At 55.5% G+C, this 20113-nt stretch carries 23 protein-coding genes and 2 pseudogenes; 3 read left to right on the top strand and 22 right to left on the bottom strand.

The annotated features are described in order from the left end of the window. Window positions 1-10: 10 nt before the first annotated feature. From AC6I79_RS16345 to AC6I79_RS16315, 7 genes are read right to left on the bottom strand one after another with little or no spacing between them, the layout of a single operon-like run. Window positions 11-1531, bottom strand: coding sequence for a TIGR03752 family integrating conjugative element protein (locus tag AC6I79_RS16345; RefSeq protein WP_498027420.1), 1521 nt, complete (start codon window positions 1529-1531; stop codon window positions 11-13). Further along, window positions 1531-2424: a TIGR03749 family integrating conjugative element protein gene (locus AC6I79_RS16340; RefSeq protein ID WP_498027419.1), complete on the bottom strand. Its 894-nt coding sequence runs from the start codon at window positions 2422-2424 to the stop codon at window positions 1531-1533. The genes AC6I79_RS16345 and AC6I79_RS16340 overlap by 1 nt, the downstream gene beginning before the upstream one ends. Before the next feature lie 11 nt (window positions 2425-2435). After that, window positions 2436-3080 (bottom strand): PFL_4703 family integrating conjugative element protein, encoded by a 645-nt coding sequence (locus tag AC6I79_RS16335; RefSeq protein WP_498027418.1) that lies wholly within the window; start codon window positions 3078-3080, stop codon window positions 2436-2438. Beyond that, window positions 3077-3451, bottom strand: a complete 375-nt coding sequence (locus AC6I79_RS16330) for a TIGR03750 family conjugal transfer protein (protein WP_471808092.1) — start codon at window positions 3449-3451, stop codon at window positions 3077-3079. Before AC6I79_RS16330 ends, AC6I79_RS16335 begins: the two co-directional genes overlap by 4 nt. 9 nt (window positions 3452-3460) lie before the next feature. Continuing rightward, window positions 3461-3820 carry a TIGR03745 family integrating conjugative element membrane protein gene (locus AC6I79_RS16325; RefSeq protein WP_498027417.1) on the bottom strand — a complete coding sequence of 120 codons (360 nt, stop codon included), beginning with the start codon at window positions 3818-3820 and terminating at the stop codon, window positions 3461-3463. A gap of 12 nt (window positions 3821-3832) precedes the next feature. Beyond that, window positions 3833-4078 carry a TIGR03758 family integrating conjugative element protein gene (locus AC6I79_RS16320; protein ID WP_498027416.1) on the bottom strand — a complete coding sequence of 82 codons (246 nt, stop codon included), beginning with the start codon at window positions 4076-4078 and terminating at the stop codon, window positions 3833-3835. Then, window positions 4069-4386, bottom strand: coding sequence for an integrative conjugative element protein, RAQPRD family (locus AC6I79_RS16315; protein WP_498027415.1), 318 nt, complete (start codon window positions 4384-4386; stop codon window positions 4069-4071). The genes AC6I79_RS16320 and AC6I79_RS16315 overlap by 10 nt, the downstream gene beginning before the upstream one ends. 217 nt (window positions 4387-4603) lie before the next feature. Between AC6I79_RS16315 and AC6I79_RS16310 the strand changes: the two are divergent. From AC6I79_RS16310 to AC6I79_RS16300, 3 genes and pseudogenes are all read left to right on the top strand, one after another. Then, window positions 4604-4747, top strand: a pseudogene (locus tag AC6I79_RS16310) (baseplate protein); the annotation flags it as partial. 119 nt (window positions 4748-4866) lie between these two features. Then, entirely contained in the window at window positions 4867-5193 is a 327-nt protein-coding gene (locus tag AC6I79_RS16305; RefSeq protein ID WP_498012740.1) for a hypothetical protein, read from the top strand. Window positions 5194-5242: 49 nt separating this feature from the next. After that, window positions 5243-5959, top strand: a complete 717-nt coding sequence (locus AC6I79_RS16300) for a hypothetical protein (RefSeq protein WP_498027414.1) — start codon at window positions 5243-5245, stop codon at window positions 5957-5959. 220 nt (window positions 5960-6179) lie between these two features. Here the strand turns inward: AC6I79_RS16300 and AC6I79_RS16295 are convergent, their stop codons facing one another. The 15 genes and pseudogenes from AC6I79_RS16295 to AC6I79_RS16225 form a co-directional block, all read right to left on the bottom strand. Beyond that, a complete protein-coding gene (locus AC6I79_RS16295; RefSeq protein WP_498012738.1) occupies window positions 6180-7121 on the bottom strand; it encodes a hypothetical protein in 942 nt (313 codons plus the stop codon). 578 nt (window positions 7122-7699) lie between these two features. Further along, window positions 7700-8461 carry a TIGR03747 family integrating conjugative element membrane protein gene (locus AC6I79_RS16290; RefSeq protein WP_498012737.1) on the bottom strand — a complete coding sequence of 254 codons (762 nt, stop codon included), beginning with the start codon at window positions 8459-8461 and terminating at the stop codon, window positions 7700-7702. Continuing rightward, complete coding sequence (gene traD, locus AC6I79_RS16285) at window positions 8448-10559, bottom strand: type IV conjugative transfer system coupling protein TraD (RefSeq protein WP_498027413.1); 2112 nt, start codon at window positions 10557-10559, stop codon at window positions 8448-8450. The genes AC6I79_RS16290 and traD overlap by 14 nt, the downstream gene beginning before the upstream one ends. After that, window positions 10556-10684, bottom strand: a complete 129-nt coding sequence (locus tag AC6I79_RS16280) for a hypothetical protein (protein ID WP_498012735.1) — start codon at window positions 10682-10684, stop codon at window positions 10556-10558. Before AC6I79_RS16280 ends, traD begins: the two co-directional genes overlap by 4 nt. Before the next feature lie 13 nt (window positions 10685-10697). Continuing rightward, window positions 10698-11347 (bottom strand): annotated as a pseudogene (locus tag AC6I79_RS16275) (restriction endonuclease). After that, entirely contained in the window at window positions 11347-11874 is a 528-nt protein-coding gene (locus AC6I79_RS16270; RefSeq protein ID WP_498027412.1) for an integrating conjugative element protein, read from the bottom strand. The pseudogene AC6I79_RS16275 and the gene AC6I79_RS16270 overlap by 1 nt, the downstream one beginning before the upstream one ends. Then, window positions 11871-12482: a transglycosylase SLT domain-containing protein gene (locus tag AC6I79_RS16265; RefSeq protein ID WP_498027411.1), complete on the bottom strand. Its 612-nt coding sequence runs from the start codon at window positions 12480-12482 to the stop codon at window positions 11871-11873. The genes AC6I79_RS16270 and AC6I79_RS16265 overlap by 4 nt, the downstream gene beginning before the upstream one ends. Next, a complete protein-coding gene (locus AC6I79_RS16260) occupies window positions 12461-13174 on the bottom strand; it encodes a TIGR03759 family integrating conjugative element protein (RefSeq protein WP_498027745.1) in 714 nt (237 codons plus the stop codon). The genes AC6I79_RS16265 and AC6I79_RS16260 overlap by 22 nt, the downstream gene beginning before the upstream one ends. Window positions 13175-13191: 17 nt before the next feature. After that, window positions 13192-14043, bottom strand: coding sequence for a plasmid transfer protein (locus AC6I79_RS16255; protein ID WP_498027410.1), 852 nt, complete (start codon window positions 14041-14043; stop codon window positions 13192-13194). Window positions 14044-14353: 310 nt separating this feature from the next. Next, entirely contained in the window at window positions 14354-15670 is a 1317-nt protein-coding gene (pilV, locus tag AC6I79_RS16250) for a shufflon system plasmid conjugative transfer pilus tip adhesin PilV (RefSeq protein WP_498027409.1), read from the bottom strand. Window positions 15671-15675: 5 nt separating this feature from the next. Continuing rightward, complete coding sequence (locus AC6I79_RS16245) at window positions 15676-16344, bottom strand: prepilin peptidase (protein ID WP_166712295.1); 669 nt, start codon at window positions 16342-16344, stop codon at window positions 15676-15678. Then, window positions 16341-16820 carry a lytic transglycosylase domain-containing protein gene (locus AC6I79_RS16240; protein WP_058770081.1) on the bottom strand — a complete coding sequence of 160 codons (480 nt, stop codon included), beginning with the start codon at window positions 16818-16820 and terminating at the stop codon, window positions 16341-16343. Before AC6I79_RS16240 ends, AC6I79_RS16245 begins: the two co-directional genes overlap by 4 nt. Before the next feature lie 4 nt (window positions 16821-16824). Beyond that, entirely contained in the window at window positions 16825-17421 is a 597-nt protein-coding gene (locus AC6I79_RS16235) for a type 4 pilus major pilin (protein ID WP_058770080.1), read from the bottom strand. 9 nt (window positions 17422-17430) lie between these two features. Then, entirely contained in the window at window positions 17431-18546 is a 1116-nt protein-coding gene (locus AC6I79_RS16230) for a type II secretion system F family protein (RefSeq protein ID WP_498027408.1), read from the bottom strand. Further along, window positions 18533-20110 carry a GspE/PulE family protein gene (locus tag AC6I79_RS16225; RefSeq protein ID WP_498027407.1) on the bottom strand — a complete coding sequence of 526 codons (1578 nt, stop codon included), beginning with the start codon at window positions 20108-20110 and terminating at the stop codon, window positions 18533-18535. The genes AC6I79_RS16230 and AC6I79_RS16225 overlap by 14 nt, the downstream gene beginning before the upstream one ends. Window positions 20111-20113 lie beyond the last annotated feature (3 nt).

Genomic DNA, 20113 nt, shown 5'->3' with positions numbered 1-20113 from the left:
GAAATCCCCGTTAGTCCATGCCTGTGCCATTGCCGGCCAGGCTGAAGTCATATTTAACCTTGCGGCCTTTTTCTTCGTAATCAATGGCCAGCTGTCGTGTGATATGCAGCGCCACCTTCTGACCCGGCGGTACATAAATGGCATCAAATGTTTGTCCGTAGCGGGCTTTCACCCAGTCGATCGTTTCCCGCATGCCGCCGGAAAGCGCCTTGCCCAGCACGGCCTGACCGGCATCACCCGTGAGAGTTGAAGTCACGCCACCGTAGGCGTTGGTCTGGCCGGTATTCTGATTTTCCGCCACGGCATCACCCGCCGCACCGGCGGCCGCAAGTGTGGTGATGGTCGGCAGATAGGTTGAGGCGTTGCTTTTACGTGTGCCTGAAATGCAGGGAATGCCGTTGTCGTCTGACAGCCAGCCAATGCTGCTGTTATTACCGTTCGCGTTGCCGCTGTTCTGATTGCCGCCACTGTTCTGGCCATCCGGAGAAGGCAGCGTCCTGACGGTGCCGTCGGTAAAGACAAACGTGATGCTGGTAATTGACCCGCGCACGCACGACAGCGTCCAGTCCCCCGTCGCGGTACCGGACACGATTGCCCCCTGAACATCGGGAAGCTCGATGCCGTTCGCCGTCAGGTTATCCCTGCCGATCATGACCTTGAAAGGATAGGGATCAGTGACTTTACCATCGATGGGAATACGCCCCAGTAAGGCGGTCATCGCCTGACTGCCTACGAGCGTGGAGTTTTCCGGAAGCGTAAATACCGGAATGGTCGCCTTCTGCGCATCCGTAAGCTGAGTCTGAACCATTGCGGTTGCTTTTCCTGCCGCCTGTTTTCCTGCTTCACCCGCTTCGGAAAACGAAGTGGCAAAGGAGAAACCGGTCGCGTTGTTTTTATTGCTGTCGGTCACCGGCCGGCCGCTGGCATCAACGGATACCCCGTCTCTGGGCTCAACCCACTGCAGGCCATCAGAAGAAGACGATACGCCGGAAGCGCCGCTATTCAGTCCGCTGTCGTAGCCCAGCCCAATCGGAATATCACTGCCAGGACTGCTGCTTTTTCCGGATTCCGTGCCGGCACCGCCATTCTGCAGCTGATCCATCAGCCGTTTGACCTGTGAGCTGAGATCCGTGACCTGAGCGCTGAGCTGCTGGCGTTTCTGCGCTTCCTCATTGCGGGCATTGCTCACCGCCTGGCTGATCTGTGCGTCCACGTTGCTGTTGGTGGTTTTCAGGACTTTATTTTCGTCAGTGAGTTTTTTGTTGTCGTCCGCGAGCGAATCGAGACGGTCCTGAACTTTGCGGAAATTTCCCACCACCGTGCGAAGCGTGTCCTGCGGCGTGTCACCCTCGATCCCCGCGGCCTTGAGGTCTTCCGGCGACAGGTCTTTCAGCGCAGAACTGGCTGCGTTGCCTGTCATCGCCGGATGATTTCCGCCCCCTGAGCAGGATTTCACGCCGACGACAATGGCACCGGCCAGCACCACCGGCACGGCAATTTTAACGATGAGATTAGAGGCAGGTGCTTTCATTATTTTACTCTCCGCTTACGGCTGTCAGCAGGCTGCTGAGACGGCGGTTCGGCAATGAATGCCCCCTCCGGGCGCCCGGACGTAACCAGATAAAGAACCGTTGTATCCTCAGGCGTACCTGCACGGCCGAGCCAGCGGTGCTGGAAGGTGGCCGTAATAAACTGCCCCTCCAGCGCGCGCGGATCGAGAATCACTTTGCCGGCTGAACGGTTACGGACCTGCAGCGCAACCACGCTGCTGCCCTGCAGGCTCCATGCTGCCATTGGTGTAACGCTGACGGGTTCTGAGGGCATCAGTGTGGTAACAGCGGACGGCAGCTTCAGTGAAACCGGACTGATACCCGGCACCGGCTCAACCGTACGCAGCGGGCCATACATGTTCTGAGCCGCATAGCGGGTCAGCACGACAGGCAGAGGGGCATTGAGTTTAGCGGGCTTACGATCCTGCTGAGGAGCATCCACATCCGATTGCTTCGCCTGACGCCCGGTGCTGTCCCCATCGCTGCTGACGGACTGCCTGTCACTGGCTGATACGGTGGCCACTTCACCGTCATAAACAATTTTCACGGGTTCACGCGTGGTTTTACCGGATGCTGCAGAGACATCCAGCAGGATAATCTCCCCGTTCTCTTTGTTCTGCAGCTCAAGTCGCGTCACCGGAAACGCTTCGCTGGCATTGAGATAGACCACGCCGCTATTGCTCTGTATACGCAGCTTGTTGTTGAGCGAGGGCGGAAAGCCAACGCGTACGTTTTTATTCACAAAAACGATACGCTCCTGGCCCACCGTCAGGGGGACCTGCAGCGGGATACGCTCCCATTTCATCAGCTCAACGGCGTTCGCCACCCAGGGAAAACACAGGCTGACGAGAAAAATGAGTGAATACTTTTTCATCCGTTTTCCCATCACTTTTTCTCCGGCTCAGGCAGGGTGACAGCTTCAAGCCGCTGAGGCGTAGCCGCATAGCAATCCAGCGCCAGCCCAAAGGGATTGCGCTCTGGATCGCCTTCCCAGCGCACCACTTTCAGGGGATACCGGACCAGCGCTCGCTTGACCGACTCGGTGTGGTAATACTCGTCTGCCACCAAGTCCAGCCGTGCGATCCAGTTGTCCTGATCGAGAATGGTGACGCTGCGGCTGCTGTAGCCACGGCGGGGAATTTCATATACCACCCGCACGCGGTCCCGGAGTTCATCACTGTTTTTACGCATCTCTGCATCTTTATTCATAAAGTCCTGGCAGGACGGCGTCAGGTAAGGGCTCATCTGGGCAATTTTGGCCGGATAATCCACCTCACCATTTTTGGGCCATGAGTTCAGCTGCTGAAAGATATAGAACGCAAAGCTGTATACGGTGGATGGCGGAACCTCCCACCATTTTCGCGTACTACCCGATCGAAGGTCCGGTGGGTTATGGATGGTAAGTTCGGAAGGCGCGCGCATCCAGCCAATCCCTGTGACCAGCAGGCCGGCGAACAGCAGAACACAGGCGATGCGAAGAGAAATGATGTGATTATCACGCGCGGTCATACCGTTACGAAACCGGCTCATCGCTCACCTCTCTGCGGCATGGCCCGGGTTCGCTTCAGCTCCCACGCCCGGCTGTCGAGTACCAGTGAACGGGAAAGGCGGGCACGGCATCGAATTTCCTCCAGCCGCTGCCAGATGTAATTTTCCGGCTTGCCACGTTTATAGCCAGCAATCCAGCCGCCACCCAGGAAGATGACAATGAGTGGCATCAGCAGCATGCAGGTGGGAAAAGCCAGCAAGCCGATAAAGGGCACCAGCGCCAGCGGCACCGCCAGGGGAATACCGGCGACGAGGCCAATGATGGCCGCCAGAAGAAACTCGCCAGACGTGAAGCCTTTCCACACCACGGGCGGATTGTTCAGACGATCAGGAAGGAAGTCGATGACGGCCATGCTGGCTCCTTACAAAATGTCAGAGGCTTTAGTGGCCAGATAGATGACGGCGAGGATGAGAATGATGCCAACCACCCCGTAAAGCAGGAACTCCGTCCAGGAACCTTTCCCCTTACGGATGTCGTGGAAAGAGGTAATGACGGCATGGGCGACCGCGAGGAAAGCCGCAACGCTAATCAACAGCCCGAGCGCCAGCCCACCCATTTTGGCGTACCCCATAAAGGTGTTATAGGTGCCGCCACCACCGCCGGTCGTGGGCTGCTCAATTGGCGGCAGATCAGCAAGCGCCTGTCCACTGATAAAACCCGTCAGCAACAGCCCGGCGCGTGCGAATGCAGAGTGGTAAAGCCTGAGTAATGTGGATTTCATTGAGGTGTCCTTTTAGTGGAAAAACAGAAACAGCGTTGCCAGGTAAAGCACGATTAGCCTTACCGCAAGTTCATTGAACTGACGAAACGTCACGGATTTGGAGGCAATACCGCGATAGGCCTGAACCAGCGCCCAGGCGCAGAACAGAAGAATGACGACGGCCAGCAACCCCAGAATGAGGGTGTTAAGTTGTACGGGCGTTAGGCTGCTGCCGGTGCCGGCGCTCCACCCGTTCAGTTGCGCGCCGTTCATCGCCATGCGGGTTCCTCAGCACGATACTGGCCGGTAACAGCGGACTGCCGGGACGCGGGTTGTGCCCTGGAGGGTTCCAGATAGGCTGAAATACCCTGCTTCATGGTGGTGATATCGCGTGTCGCCTGCAGATAGTCGAAATAAAAGCGGGCATCCTGAGTCTGGTTTGCCGCGACACGGGCCCGGTCAAGCCCGGCCTGCACCTGATCCAGCTGACGCATGACAAGCGCCAGCTCGTCTTTCTCGGAGGCGTGACACTGCAGGACGGGAAGTGTGGTTATCAGCAGGGCAATGAGGTTTATAGTGTGACGCATGAGGCTCTCCCGGTTTTCTTGTCGTCGGGAGAGTGACGCAAAGCAGCGGTGCTTACAGCAGGAAATTCTTTATGTGCTGTCAAAAATTTAGGTGTAACTGCCCGGGATGATTAATTTACTCAACGTGCACGCCTTTACAGTAAGCTGCTCTACGGAAGGACTGAATTCGGTTGAGATGTCCGTAAATGTACAATTTCAGTAGGGTGCGGTGGAGGAGGCGGTCACGCACTTGTGCTGCGGCACGACGATCGGGTTTAACGAGGCGGGTGAGTTGTATGCTATCTCTCAGGGTGGTGCGTTCATTTCGGCTGTCGGCGATATGGCTATCAAGGCTGCGCAAGTCACAGTGGATAAGGGCTAATGTCCGAAAAAGTGGTTAATCGGACCTGAATTACGCTCATCGTTGTACCCAGCACTAAAAATAGGCAAATTTTTTAGCGCGTGATAAACTTACCGAAAGCAATAAGAGGAGCGAAAAAAATGAGCAGTCGTCGCATGCCAGCTCTTAGCCCGGAAGAAATCCGCAAAATTTCAGCAACTGCCGTGGCGAATGTCGCTGCGCAAAAAATAGTAACTAATGCCCCTACTGGCAGCACTTTTGTTAAGGCGTCAATGTCTGGGAAAGTCATGAGCAAACAGACTCATGTACGCAATTCTAAGGATTCATCAGGCTATGTAGTGAGAGGGGAAGACTCCCTCGTTGACAAAGCCCGTAAGGTCCTTGCTTCCAGTGCTTTATCTCAAAGCAAAAGTCGCGAGTATCTGCAAGATTCGTTTAACTCGGTCCGTAAAACGATCAAGTCATAATTTTTCATATTTTGAAATGCCCCTGCTGGGGCTTTTTTTTTGGTGAAGCATGGCCCAAGAAAACAAAAAATGGGTATTTACCGAGCTGGTAAAAGATCCAAATAATATAGAGCAACTAATTTCGTATGCCATCTATAAAGGATTCAAAGACGAAAAGGCGCAGAGTCTTCGAAAGGAGAATAAAAGCGAAGCTGAAATTGAGGATGAGTTAGTCAAATACCACGATCATTGCCTCACTTCGCCAAAGCAGCTGGATGTATTCCGGGAAAAAGCGTCACAAATCGTTGGCGGCTATGTTACAGCGGCAAACAGCGGGCTACAGGCGCGTGCAGATGCAGAATTTGCTAAATTTGAAGCTGATAAAAAGAAAAGCATCGTGGCTCTCGAAAGGAAAGCAAAGGATGCTGAAAAAGCCGCCTTAAAAAAACTTATTTCCGGAGCGGAACAATACAGCAAGCAAATCAAAAAGCCGGTAGGTTTATTTGAAATATCTAAAGCATGGGGCTGGACGCTGATTAAGTTTCTTTTTTCTGGCGTGCCCAAACTTTTTGCCACTGCATTTTCGATAGGCCTTCTATTTTCTTTATATGGGTTAATTAATGGAGACGCTGTTACAGGTCTGCGAAAAGGACTTTATAAAACAATTGATTTAACTGTGCCTGGGGAAAAGGTAGTTAGCGAGAACAGGGATGTAAGTTCATTTACCCCTGAAGGACATGAAGCACCAGCGGAGAAAAGCCCCGCGACGGCGGGGCATAACCATTAGCGAGTCGGGCCTTAATACGGCCCGTCAATTTCGGGGTAGTAGCCGCATTGGTAAGGGGAACGGCTAACTAAATCCGTTACATGTATTAGCACAGACTGGATCTGACGACTTTCACTAGCAGCAGAAAGGAGGGTGATAGGACGCTCACAGGTAATGCCGGCTTTCATCCTTTCAGACTTATTTTTCTAACTGTGTGTTCCGGTCGATCAGCAAGGTCCGTTCATAATTCAGTTTCCCCGCCAGCGCTTTTAGTCAGTACCGCGATTTCCAGACTATGGTATAGTTTTTCTCCAATCGACATGGTATGACCTAGCAGCTCATCCAAATCCTGTTCTGTAATCACTACAGGGTATCCGTCTTTATCTTTACCGCCCCGGTGCACCAAATGGTTACGCTTCAGTGTGGCTATTTCAATCACATCGATTGGCCAGTCCTTCTGTACGTCAATATCAAACGTAGCTTTGAATCGCTTCAAAACGCGATCTGTGTTATGCCAGCTTGCGCTGATCAAATGTTCCTTTACTGCTTTGAGAAGCTCATCTCTTACTTTCTCAATAGGTTCACCTTTGAAAGGTAAAGCGGCAATCTCTTTACTTACTTTGAACTCTGACTTTCCCTTTTCAATGAATTCAGCAATATAAGAATCATTTTCATTAATGGCGCTAATGAACAACTCAACATAAAGTGTTTCCAGCGTTGTAATGACATTGGTGTACAGAAGACTGAGAAGATGATCCTTCCTTTCACCTTCAAACTCTCCATTAGCTAGGGATTTTATGCCTTTAATATTTCCGACGAATTTAGCGAAAGGGGCTTCGGATGACGTGACCGCGTTGTACAAATCATCAACGTACCAGTCGGTGTTATTTGAATTTCCTGACCATTCGAAGCAATCCTCTTGGAGTTCGTCTACTAACTCCTGAATGTAATCGTCCTTAACGAATCCGCCAAAGTACCCCTGAAGCTCCTCATCAGCGTCGTATGGACCGCCATAAATATAGGCGTATCCACCTTCCCGAGAGTTATAAGGGCAGGCATTAACTGGGTCTTCGTAGTGCTCATAAAACCAGTTGCGCATCACTTCCAGCTGATTCGCTTTGCTGTTGTATTGCAGGGATTTAAGCGGGACTCTCTTATTATTAATCATAAAGATTTCTGACATATCTTTATGCCCTCCAGACTGGATTATAACCTTTGAATTTTTCCTAAAGATTAATGTAGCACGCTTTAGGAAATGCCTGCTGCTGATACGCATAAACTTCAGCCACTGCTAGGTTTAGAACGTCTCCTAATCCCCGTCAGACCGGACAGTCAGTCCAACTGCGCTAGCCGGTAAAGCGGGCAGACTCCGCCGAACCGCCATAAGCATTGTTTCGGGTCTAGTTGCTGGTGTAAGTATCCCTGCAAAACGGACAATCCTTTTTAAGAGAGCCTCTGGCACTTCAACTTCCGCTTTTGGTACTTAACCGCCTCAGGAATGATGACTTCATCAGCTCAGCCCGGAGGGTTTACTTGCTGGGCCCTATTATAACGCACTGAATATATTAATATTTACTTGCCGGCTTGAAATGCCTTGTTAGATGCCTTCCACAATCAGCATCAGAATCATGAACCCGACAAAAAAATTGCAGTGCCCCGGCAAGTTTCGATCTCTCATGCCACTTAAACAACATAAAAAAAGCCCGCACCAGCTGCGGGCCCCCGGGGAGCATCCCGAAAATGGTATAACGCGCTCTATCTTCAAAGGTATTTCTTGAATGACCCCGTTACTACGGCCAGCACGCCACCAACCAGCAGTGCTGAAGGCAGTAACAACAGATTTGGCCATACCGCCGTGGGCCATGCCAGGTAGAGCATGCAGGGACCATACAGAGCGGGTTTAATAAAGCGCTTGGCGTGGTGATAGACAAAGCTTGATTCATAGCCGGCACCGTATCGCCGTAAGTCACGCCTGACCAGCCCGTCCACCACGCCCATGATGACAACCAGCGCAAACAACGGCAGGCTGAGAAAAAGGATCATGACCCGGATGAAGAAAATCAGCGTGACCCAGACCGTGGCCTGAAGGTACACACCCAGCCAGCTAACCAGTGAAGCACCCAGCCCATTGAGCGCCGGAATGAGCCCGCTGCCTTTTTCACTCAGGGATTTAAATGACTGCAGCCAGCCGCTGAATCCGCTGTCCACGAACAGCCACTGCCACGCAACATGGACCCAGCGGCTGACTGTCTCAACAGGAGCAGCCATTAGCAGGCTTCGTGTATACCCCTCCGACAGCCAGTGACTTTCAGCCACCATCACCCGGTAGCTGTGAGAGGCGCCTTCCTCCGGCCACATCAGCGCGATACAGGCATATTCAATCAGCAGGCTGACGAGCAGTGATCCGAGCAGCACGCCGATAAGGCCCACAGGAAAATCCCACAGAAGCAGCCCAATCGGTCCTGACTGCCGCTGGCGCGCAGGGGCGCTGCGCTGTCCGCTGTCACCGTCATGCTGGGACATCCGGACCTCCTGCCAACGGCATGTCACCACCCGTCCACCATGTCTCACCGGTGTGGTAGTTTTTTTCCATATTGTCAGCCAGTTGCTTCAGACTGGCTGGCATATGTGGATCGTCATTATCTGCCGGCAGCGGCATGCGAATTTTCCACAACCGCCCCCCTTCAAGTAACGCAAAGGCCTGACCCTTTGGCAGGTTGATGATATCTGCAGGGCTTATCATCGGGACTTTTACCAGACTCACCTGGTCATTAACGTTGCTGTTAAAGTCTGTTCCTTCCCCGGGACGGGAAACATCCGTGACGCCGGAAGTCAGCGTTTTCTGGTAAACATCCACTTCAGGGAGCTGATCGGTGAGCAGCATGGCGGTGTTCTTCTCGCGCACGCGGAGCATGACCAGCGTGTTGAAGTTCCCCACCACCTGATTCGCTTTAGCCGTGCTGCCGATCCGTGCCTCAATATCGGACAGGGTCTGGGTGTACGCGGTCACCTGAAAGCCGGCGCCGCCCCCTTTGTTGATGAGCGGAATGAACTCATCCCCCATCAGCTCGTTGAACTCATCGCAGTGCAGGTTGATGGCCACCTTTGCGGATTTACCTTCCTCCTCATCGCCAAGACCGAACTTGTAGATGTGACCGCCCTCAGAGACCAGATCGGCAAACATGCTGTTGCCAACGGCCGCGGCCACCACCGGATCAGAGAGCGCATCGAGGCCGACATACACCACGCCGCGTGACTTGATAATATTGTGCCAGTCGAGAATGGGGCGCGGATCGTCAAGGTCTGTGTAATCAGGCGCAAGAAGCGCAGCCGTCTTACCGGTAGTGAGTTTCTCCAGCAGCGGCAACAGGGAGGCCACAATTTTATCGAAGTAGGTGCGATCGTACTGGACTGCGCTGCGCAGACCATCAAGCACCGGGTCCCAGAGCTTCTTCCCCTCCGGACTGCCCAGCACCTGCTCCGATACCCAGATTTTCGCGCCGTTAGGCCTGCCCTGAAGATGACGCGGCAGGTCCTTGTCGATGATCCCGCTCTGCATCATGGCCTCTGCGGTATTCAGCAGCTGCGGCGCTTTTTCACTCAGCAGGTTATCCACGTAGGTTTCGTACAGCTCGCCGATATTAGTGACATAGCGGAGAATGAGGCCGTAATCCGGTCGCTGACCGAGGGCGACCAGCGCGCGCGTGATGATATTGACGAAGCGCCAGGCAAACTCCCGGAAGGCGGCGGAATTACCTTCACCGGAGAGCTGTCCGGCAACGCGTGACGCCACCTCTGAAATACGGCTGAAGCGTCCGACGGCGTTGTACCGTGCGCTGATATCGGGCCAGCCAAGATGAAACACCCAGAAGTTATCCTGACGCCCCGCTCGGTGCGACTCCGCGTACATCCGACGCAGCAGGTCAGCGTCCCCTTTGGGGTCAAACACAATGACCACCTCATGATCGCCGGCGGCATTTTTACGTCGGATGTCCTGGGTGATGAGCAACTCCGCCAGACGGGTCTTGCCCACGCGGGTGGTACCGATAACGAGCATGTGTCCGACGCGTTCGCCGAGATCGTAGGTGACCGTCGTCTCATCAGGCTCAACGCCGTGATAGATAGGGCTGCCGCCGACCGGCGGCAATGGTCGAAAAGGGTTGAGCGCCATATCTGCACGGGTCAGCCGGCACAGCCAGGGGAGGCTGTATTCCATCCTTTTTTCCATTTCGCGTGCCATGCGGTAGAGCACGGAGGGCTGCACGTAGATTTCGCATTCAGGACGACGCGCCTCCATCAGTCGCTGGGTATGACGTGCCGACCACTGGAACCCTTTGCCCAGAAAAAGATGGCGCCGGCTGACCGGGATCTGATCGCTGGTCAGCACGTAACGGGGGAGACGGCGGATATTCTGCCGGTAGCGCAAAATTTTCATGCCCTGACGGGTCCGCTTCAGGGCAATGACGCCGAAGCCGGCAGCCGTAACCCAGCTTACGGAAGGCGCGAGTGCCACCGCCCAGGGGGCGGTCAGGCATATGCAGGTCGCACTGGCCGCAACCGTAGCGGAATAGAGCTCTACCGCCGGGCGCAGCAGGGACTCCATAACATAACGATCGCTCATGAAAACTCCCTGCGGGTCTGCCAGCCAGAAGAGCCGGTAAGCTTTGCTGCAGCATTCATTTTGCGGTCAACCTCTGCCGAGCTTTGCAGCAGATTGTCATTCTTACTCGCCATAAAATCAGACATTGTTATCTCCCTCTTAATCATGAACAGTTGTGGAAGAAGCGTGTTTTTCTGGGGAGTGTTGTCGCGGGGCCTGACAATGTGACTGGGTGTTCAGGTAGTCCATCCAGCGCCGATCGCCAGCCAGCAGCCAGAGTAGCCGCTGGCCGCTGATGAGCGTGATGCCGCTGTAATGTCGTAAGGCATCCCGGCTCACCTCACCCGTACGCCCGGTATGAATAAACAGACCAGAGCAGCGTTCGCACTCTGTCAGCAACCCGAATGCAGAAACGTGTGCCGCACTGATGGTTGCACTGTACCGCTTGGCCTGAATCAGAAAGCGGCGACCATTGATCCAGACGGTCCCATCGGCCCCCCCCCCCCATCACCGCTGTAACGGACATTGCGCTGTATACGCAGCCCCTGCCGTGACAGCGCTGTCAGCAACATCTCTTCAAACACATACGGATTCATCTTGCGAAGCCAGCTTATCCGCGCTGGCTCGTCGCGCAGCCGGGACAGGCGAAGCAGCGCCCGGGCAGCCTGTTTCTGATAGCGGCGATGCCGGCGCTGGGTGACAGAACGGCGCGCTGATATCAGAAGGGCCAGTGAAGTCGCAAAAGCGATTAACAGGACAACCAGCCCGCGATGCTGGCTGAACAGCTCCGGGATAAGGGTTACCGGCATCACTGTGAAATTCCTGTTGCGGTGATCAGCGCCGGATAATGTGTCAGCGCCAGCCGGCGGGCCAGATCTCCGCCGCTGACAGGCACCATTTCAACCGCCGGGGCTATCTGACGCAGCGATTTCAGGCTGCTTTCATCCTGCACGTTGATAATCATGCCGGTTGCCTGCATACGCATGAGCTCAGCGGCATTCTGCTGCAGCCAGCGACGGGATGAGGGATCGTCACCCAGCACAAATACCGGTGGCATCCCTGGCAGGTTTACTGGTCTGGCAGTCACGGTGCCAGGTGACATTTCTGGTGTGCTGACGGGCAGCATATCTGAAATGGAAAGCGACACAGGGGGCGGAGGAAGCGCTGTTTCGGCCGAATCGGCCACAGGAGCCGTGTTAATTGCGTCGAAGAAAGGTGCGGTACTTTCACCGCCAAGATCCCCGACAACGGTGAGCGCTGCAAACGCACTGAAGGTTGCCATCAGCATGACAGGGAGGAGCGTCACAGGCAGGATATTACGGATTTGAATTTTCATTGAGGTTCAATCCAGGTAAGTGTTGAACGCGCAAGGATGACAGGCTGCTCACTGTGGGCGGGCATATCGGCTGGCGCAATCTGGCTGAGCTTGCGGCGCACTATCGCCATATAGGTTGCGGCGTGGCGCCCGCCCGCAGGGTGATGGTAGCAACCTGCAGCCTGCAGCCAGCTTCCGGGACGGGTGTCATAACAGGCCCGCAGAATACGGGCAGCAGCGCGAAGATTGGTGTAAGGGTCAAAAGCATCACGATAGGTGGCAAAGAAATGGCCATTCCATCCCAGATTCACCTGTACCAGCCCGACATCGATATTTTTCAGTGGCCAGCGCTGCATAAATCCGAGCAACGCCGTGAAGGCTTCCTCCCGGGTATCATAGTGATATCCCTTGCCTGCCACGTTGATCGTCCAAGGCCAGGGCTTTGCTCCCCATGCGGTACTGCGAGTACTTTCAGCCATAGCGAGCGAGTACAGCGATTCAGCAGGTACCCGCTCGGCTGCAGCAATTTCCCGGTAAGCATCCGGAATGACCTGGAGTGTCGGCGCACTGTGCGCTGCCGATGCCAGCAGCAGACCAGATACAACCATCAGAACGCGGCGAGCTGCCATCCGTTTTCCCCCTGCTGCAGAATCACAGGCATCTGCCCCTGTCCGTAACGCAGCCACAGGCCGCCGTCGTGGTTAAGTGTTATCTGGCGACTGCGAACCTTTTCCACCGGAATGTTATGCCGGATAGCCCAGGCGCGGATGGCCTCATCGCTGTTTCCTCCGACCAGATAAATATCAACCGGGCGATCGTCTGCAAGCACAGCCGCAAGACGCGCATCGCAGCGGGAGCAGTTCTCTTTAACAAACAGTGCAAGTCGTCCCTGCGTATCGTGTGCTATCCCGGCAGCATTGCTGCCCATATTTACGGCCAGCGTCTCGGGATACAGGCGGAGCCAGGCGGCATTGATTTCGCGCTGGAAGGCCAGTTCTTTTTCAGTTCGCTGGTATTCATGCCTGACCCAGAGTTCGGCCAGGCGACGACGCTCAGCGCTGTTGCTGGTTTCTACACCCAGAGCAGTAAGAGGATCGAGACCGGGAGACATAATGCCGCGCTCGCCCCGCATGAGCGTCTGATAACGGCTCCAGTCACTGTCAGAAAGCCCCCACTGCTGCGCCTGCTGCTGTGAACTCAGCGTGCCCGAGGAGGACTCCTGCAGCGGGGATACGCTGCTCTGCCCTGACGGCGTCTGAACCGTTGCCGCATCTGAAAGAAATGACATCAGAATCAGCACGGCAGGTAAGCTTTTTTTAATCACTGATCTATCTCCGTTCATTCAACATGCAGCCGTTGCTGGCTGCCGTTAACCGTAAAGAGCGCGGTGCGACTTCCCTCTGTTGACCGCAGCGTCCAGCCAAGCAGGGAATCACCTGGTGAAAGCAGGCGCATGGCGGATATCTGTGAAGCACCGCGCGGAATGACAACGGCGAAGGTCTGCCCGCCACGGCGTTCAATGCCGGTCAGCACAAACGGTGCAGCCAGCGTCACCGTGCGCCTGGCTGACCGGTTAATCTTTTTTGCAGGTGTCGCCGCGCGGGTTTTCGCTGCTTCAGTGGCAGTCCGGCTCTTCTCAGGCTCAGCCGCTTTCTGCGCCAGCTGCCGGTTGAGCTCTTTCAGTGCGGAGGATGACTGCTGAACATCGTGCTCAAGAGAACTTAAGCGCGTATGCAGCTGAGCAATCACCTGGCCGTTGCTGCTGCCGGCATCCTGCAGCTGACTGACTGCGTTTTTCAGGCTGGCCTGTTCATCACCGGCCGACTGCAGTTCCGCAGGGATTGAGGCTAAGGCGGCTGTCTGATGCTCAAGTGTTTTCAGGCGCGCTTCCATTGATGAGACATTGGAGGCGAGCTGACCAATCTGGCCGCTGCGAAACGCCGCATCGAGTGTGTTAACGCGTATAGTCAGGTCTGATACCTGACGCCCCATGACAATCAGCGCGATCAGGGAACCCGTCAGACTGACCGTAAGCAAAACGATGCTGCCGCCTTTGAGGATTTTTCGGGGGTTAAACGGAAGCCGGATTCGGGGCTTATCCGCCGCGGCGGGCTGCACCTCTGACGCTCCGGCCTGATGCTCAGGAGCGTCAGGGAGCAGTTCCTCGGGCGAGGCATGACTGAGTGACATACTGGGATTCCTTATGGCTGCACAGCAGAACGGCCATAAGGTGCAAAAACGCGCGACGAATAACGATGATTAACTCATTAGTCGTTTGTGAAAATTTCCGGGCGGCGGATACATCGGTAAATTAAACAGGGCCTAGAAGTCTCTGTTTCAGACGGTAAAAAAAAACCGCGGCCAGTGTCCCGGTGCGCGGCATCAAAATGTCATTAGAGGTTCGTTGTTATAGGTGCATTAACAGGATCTATAAAACGCGTTCAGGCGTCAAGCACTGCGCCCTGAATGTTAACTGACACGCCACACACCAGTCTGGCCGTCAGTTTATGCTGCAGAAAACAGGCACGAGCCAGTTTTGGGTATACGAGCCACCGCATCCCTCGCCAAGCGTATTCCATGAAGACCAGTCGCCGTCATGGTTTACGCGGCCAATTTCAAGCGGCCAGCGCCCGCCGCAGCGGTTAGCACAGACGCGCACGGGAGATGAAGAGCCGCTCTGCCACACCCAGTCCTTACAGGAGAGTGTGGCACCGCTCGAATCATGACTGATCGCGCCAATAATGCTGCAACCTGCACCTGGCGAGTTGACCTGATCCTGGTGTAGCAGTCCTCCTGCAGACATATCCCCCTCAGCCCGCACGCTTCCGCCACGAACCTGACCACCGGTATAGATGTTTTTATTATTAACTGCGCGAACCCAGTCATTATCCGACATATAAAATCCACCGCCATACGTCTCGTTAAGCCAACCCTTAGAACCCCGCGTAATCATCCAGCCATTATTAGACCTGATATCGTTATTCGCGGTAATCGCATTGCCTGCAGTGACGTTAGCGCCTGCTGATACGCCGGCCCCTGCTGTGACGTTCTGGCCTGTCACGGTTCCGTTAGCAGTGACGTTGCCGCGTACAGTAACGTTATTGGTGAATGCACCGTTTACAGCGTTAACCGTAGCAGCATTGTTCAGGTTGTTTCCCCCCATATCAATGCTGGTATGCATCGTGTTCAGGTCTGGCTTACCGGTAACGGAAAAACGATACAGACGATCGCTCTCACCCTGCGCGGCACCCAGTTCATCCGTGGTCAGCAGAACGGCGATATGGCCCTGCGTGGTGCTGACGCCAAATTGTGCGAGCGGCATGCTCCAGCTGCTCATCGCGCCGGTCGCGATCCCTGACGTCCAGATATAGCCCCCCATGCCAGAGGTAATATCCATTGATATCTGTCGCAGTGCCAGAAAGGGCAGTGCGGAACCGTTCTGTGTAAAAATCAGCCCCTGCAGCTGGTTCGTGTTAGTTGCATTCCGGACAAGCGCAGCGCGATATACCTGGCCATCGATAGTGTTCTCACTGAAACCCTGCTCCAGAAAACCGGTGTTTTTCAACATGACCGGCGTCACGATAACAGGGGACGTTGTCGTGGCGCTGGAGAGCAGCGTATCGTAATAACGTCCCGTATAGCTTTTGACGGCCTGCGTAAAACGGGAAACCTGCGCAGCGGTGTTCATCCAGGTCCGCTTATCCATCCAGTCACTGATAAGCGAATACCCCCAGACGCTGACGAGTAAGAGAATAATCAGTGCGGCACCGGTGCTGATGATCGCCCAGCCCCTGTCGTTTTTTTCATTCGATTTCACAGGCATCACCATGTAATGAGTGGATGATAAAGTTTGATAAGCGCGACCAGCATCGCGCCGGCGCACAGCCAGGGTCCCATAGGTCCTCCCTGCTGGACGCGGCGCACCAGAAGCTGCCAGAGCACAAATAAAAAGACGCCTGTGAGCAGTGCATAAAGACCCTCACAACCACCGAGCCAGGCCGCAACAGCGCCGGCCAGCCAGACGTCGCCAAGCCCCAGGCATTCGCGCGCAGAGACTTTTCCAGTCACGTAGCGCCAGAGCCCGAATAACCCCAGCGCCGTCGCGGCAGAGAATGCATGCCCCCAGAATCCGGGGGCTGACAGAGCAGCAGCCAGACCTGCAATCAGGCAGCTCACCGTCATATAACGGGGCAGAAATCCGGTGAGCGCATCGATGAGCGTCATCCTGAAGAGAAAAAGGCTGAGCAACAGCGCCATCAGCCTTTCCAGAGCCGGCGCCGGCGACAGTACGATGCAGGTTGCAGATGCCGCAAAAAGCCAGGTAATGCCGGCGGGGGCGGGATTTAAAAAAATGGCCAGCCATTCTTTTTCATCATTGGTGGTCAGATAGCTGAGGCGTACCAGGTTTGCCATAAAACAGAACAGGCACAAGCCAAGCGGAAAAATGATGATAAGCATTGGCCACGGCATGCTCAGCGTCAGCAGCGTCACAGTTTAATTCCCCGTTCTTTTAGTAAAAGCTGGCGATAAATGGCATATATGCGGTTGGCATAGGATTCGCGCGTTTCATGGCGGTCTTTTCTGAACCCGGCGTTATACGAGCCGAGACAGTTCCAGCTGTAGCCACAGACCTGAAAATGTCTGGCAAGTATCCAGGTGCCGATTTGTACATTAAGGCAGGGGCGCGTCAGCAAATCCTGTGGACCGCTGATGACCCCCTGCGCGATCAGCCCAGGAATATGTGAGGAATTGATCTGCATCAGCCCATAGTCCGTGCTGAGCGCCCGCCCGGTTTTTTTATCCCGGTTAATATTCGTTATTGCCGGCCGGAGGCTGCTCTCGCCCGTAGCGATGGCTTTAAGCAGGAGCGGATCGAGATGGTACTTCGCTCCCGCTGCGTCAAAGCAAAACGCCCCCGCACGGGGGCAAAGCAATATCAGGAACAGAACCGTGGACAGGCGCAGCATGTCATCAGCCGTTATGCGTAAAGACGAGCGTGTTATTCCCGGTCATGCCGCTGTCAGCCGTGCAGGACTTTCCTGCCGCTTCCGCGCTGACAACGCCGTCGCTGAAATCCGTGCTGTTAATGCTGATTGCGCTGAATGCACCGCCGGAACCGAGCTGGGTGGCAATTGAGATGCAGTCTGCCTGCGGTACTTTCTGCGTCGTAACAGAAAATCCGTTGTTGAACCCGTTGGTTGCCACCGGTGCCATCACGACCTGACCACCATAGCTGTTCCACATCGTCGCCGTGCCGGAGCTTGCCGTTCCCTGAATGGTCCAGCCGGCTTTCGGCGCGCCACCCTGCTGGATCAGGGTGCCGGTCATCGTGGTGCTGCTGGTAAAGTTGTACCCTCCCTGAGTCTGCTTAAGCTGCTGAGCATTGGTCACGATAAACTGGAGATTGGATACCTCCACGCCTACAGACTTTTTACCCCAGAGGCTCCAGATCCATGCACCGACGAGACAGATAACAATGATGGTGCCCAGTGCAATGGCGCCATGTTCCATAATGCCCCAGCCGCGATCGGGCTGGCGATGATGTTGCGGGAATGCCTTTGATGACATGATGTTTCCTTAATGTGTGCTGAAGGTGTTCATATCCTGAATCTGCATCACCATCAGCAGTATGAGTAAGAAGAAACTCATAATCAGGACGAGAGAAAAGAACTTGGTGACGTTCGCGCGGCGGGCAACGCGTGCCAGAGCCTGCTCCAGCCAGCGGTCGGCATAGTTGGTGATCAGCGATGCTGCGCTGTTACCTTTATCGAGAAGAGAGAGGTAGTTCACCGCCTCACGGCTGGGGAAGTCATAACCGCTGTTGCGCATTGCATGGCCCAGAGAATCGCCCTCGCTCATGCAGTCTATTGCGCCCTCGATGCGCTCCTGCAGCCAGGGCGGAGCGAATCCGTTAAGGATCTGCAGCGACTTAAGCTCCTGCACGCCAGCACCCAGCAGCGCCCCGATATTCATCAGAAACACAGCCCCCTGCAGGTCTTTGTAAACCGACCAGGGCATAAGGTAATCAGCGAAGCGACGCAGTCGCCCCCGCCATCGGGGCAGGGACCAGAACGCCAGCGTCACAAGTACCGCGACCGCGCCGGCAGCAGTCAGTCCCCAGCGGCTGCTCCACTGCGCAACGCCATTCATAAATCCGAGTGCGCCAGTCCAGCCTGCCGGATCGGACATTTTGCTCAGGGTGGGGACCAGCGCCAGGTTGTTGGCCAGCAGCAACCCCGTCCCCAGCAATACCAGCACGATCGGGAATACTGAGGCGAATACCACCTGGCCGAGAATGCGACGACGGGCCACAATGAGTTTATCCGCCTGCATCAGGGCACCGGGAATATTGCCGGTTTCCATGCCGGCGCTGATAAGTGCGGCCTCTTCGTAAGGTGCCCAGGCGGCCAGCACGTCCTGCAGCGCGCGACCGGGGCGGTTATCGTTCACCCCTTCAAGACAGTCCTGGACCAGCTCGTGGTAAGGATGCCAGCGGCTGCCAAAGTCGGTGTGCACCTCGCCAATCATGGTCAGGGCCTCTTTGAGCTGTTTGCGGTTTTCCAGCAGAAAGCGCAGGGTCTCGTAAAACGGCTGGCGGTACTGGCCGGTGAATGTTGCCCTGACCAGGCGGTAGCGCAGGTTTTCTGCTATCGACATATGCCGGTCAGGCGTGAAGCGATCAGCGGATGCCATCGGGTACCTCGCACTCCATCACCGAATCTTCATCCAGCGGACAGATAAGATCGCCTTCCAGCGGGTCAACACGCCCCTCAGCCAGGTATCTCATCAGGTGCATGCGGCGGGTAATACCGCCCTGATTCACCCAGTACTGACGGGCAACGGCCGGGCCGTGTGACAGCCAGAGCTGCATCAGGCGGGCATCGGTCCGTATCACTTCGGCAATGGCCGTGCGCCCGGTCACACCCCGGCTGATGATGCGTCCGGTCAGCGGCACCGTTTTCTGACAGTGGGGGCAGCCTTCGTGATTGCGGAAAAAGAGTTTGCTGGTATCGCAGAAGCCCTCAACAGTGCAGTACCGTTCAAGACGTTCCCGCGTATCAGCGTCCAGCTCAGGGGCTTTTTTCTCCCACGGCACCCGGCAGTGTTCGCACAGCAGCGGCACGAGACGCTGGCCTATTAAGCCGGTGATGAGTGCGGCATCTGCCAGAAGGTGGCGGTCAATACCGAAGTGCTCCATACGACGCAGGGAGCCAATGGGGCTCTGCGTGTGCAGGGTGGAGAACAGCGCGTGCCCGGTTTCACTGGCGTAAATGCCGGCGATAAGGGAGTGCAGGTCACGCATCTCGCCGTTCAGAATGGCATCCGGATCGAGACGCAGCGCGGAGGCATTGGCGTTAGTCCAGGCGCGGCTGATGGCCTCCGGCGAGTTATCGGCAGGCATGACGGCCGTCTGTATGGCACCCGGAATCCGACCCTCAGGCGGATTTTCCAGCGTCAGCAGGCGCTTTTTACCGCCCGTCAGATCAAGCCAGATGTCACTGAACACGCGCAGCGTGGCGCTTTTGCCCGAGCCGGTTGGGCCGGTGAGCAGAACCATGCCTTCCGGAAGGCGAAGGATCTGCATAATGAGCTTTATCTGCTCCGGCAGAAAACCCAGCTGCGGCAGCGTCGGTATGTTGTCACCGTCGTCCGGAATAAGACGCATGACAACTATCAACCCGTCGGGCGTTGGACGATGCTCGTATCGCGCGCCATAAAGACCGGCGCGGCGGGCAAACTTTGCATCTATGCGCCCTGACTGCTCGCGACCGGCAAAAAATGACTGTTCGCGCACGTCGCACATGGAAAGATATGAGGTAGAGGCCAGCGTCATCCCCTCCACATCTTTCACTTCATCCACCACCTCCAGCTCGCCGTGAATACGCAGCTGGACGATGGAAATCCTGCGATCACTGCTGATTTCAATATGAATATCAGAGGCATTGAACTCGTGACCGAGCCTCATATAGCTGATGACCTTATCCTGCGATACGCTGATGTCGAGCTTGTCCAGATCGCCTTCGCTGACGCTCTGTGACAGGCTCAGGCCGCGCTGCTCTGCCACTTCACGCCGGCGGTTCAGCTCGCTCAGCGTCACAAACTCGGTTTTTGCCGTGGGATGCGTCCGGGTGACGTCCATCACCCAGCGTTGTATGGCCGCTTCTTTACGGCGGTTGCCGTCGATTAACAGTGTTACGCCACCGGTGGCATGCAGCTCGGCGAACACAAAATCCATTATCTCTTTATCAGGTGTCATCGT

The sequence above is a fragment of the gamma proteobacterium symbiont of Scutellera amethystina genome, assembly GCF_059730845.1.
This window is presented reverse-complemented; position numbering and strand designations above follow the sequence as displayed.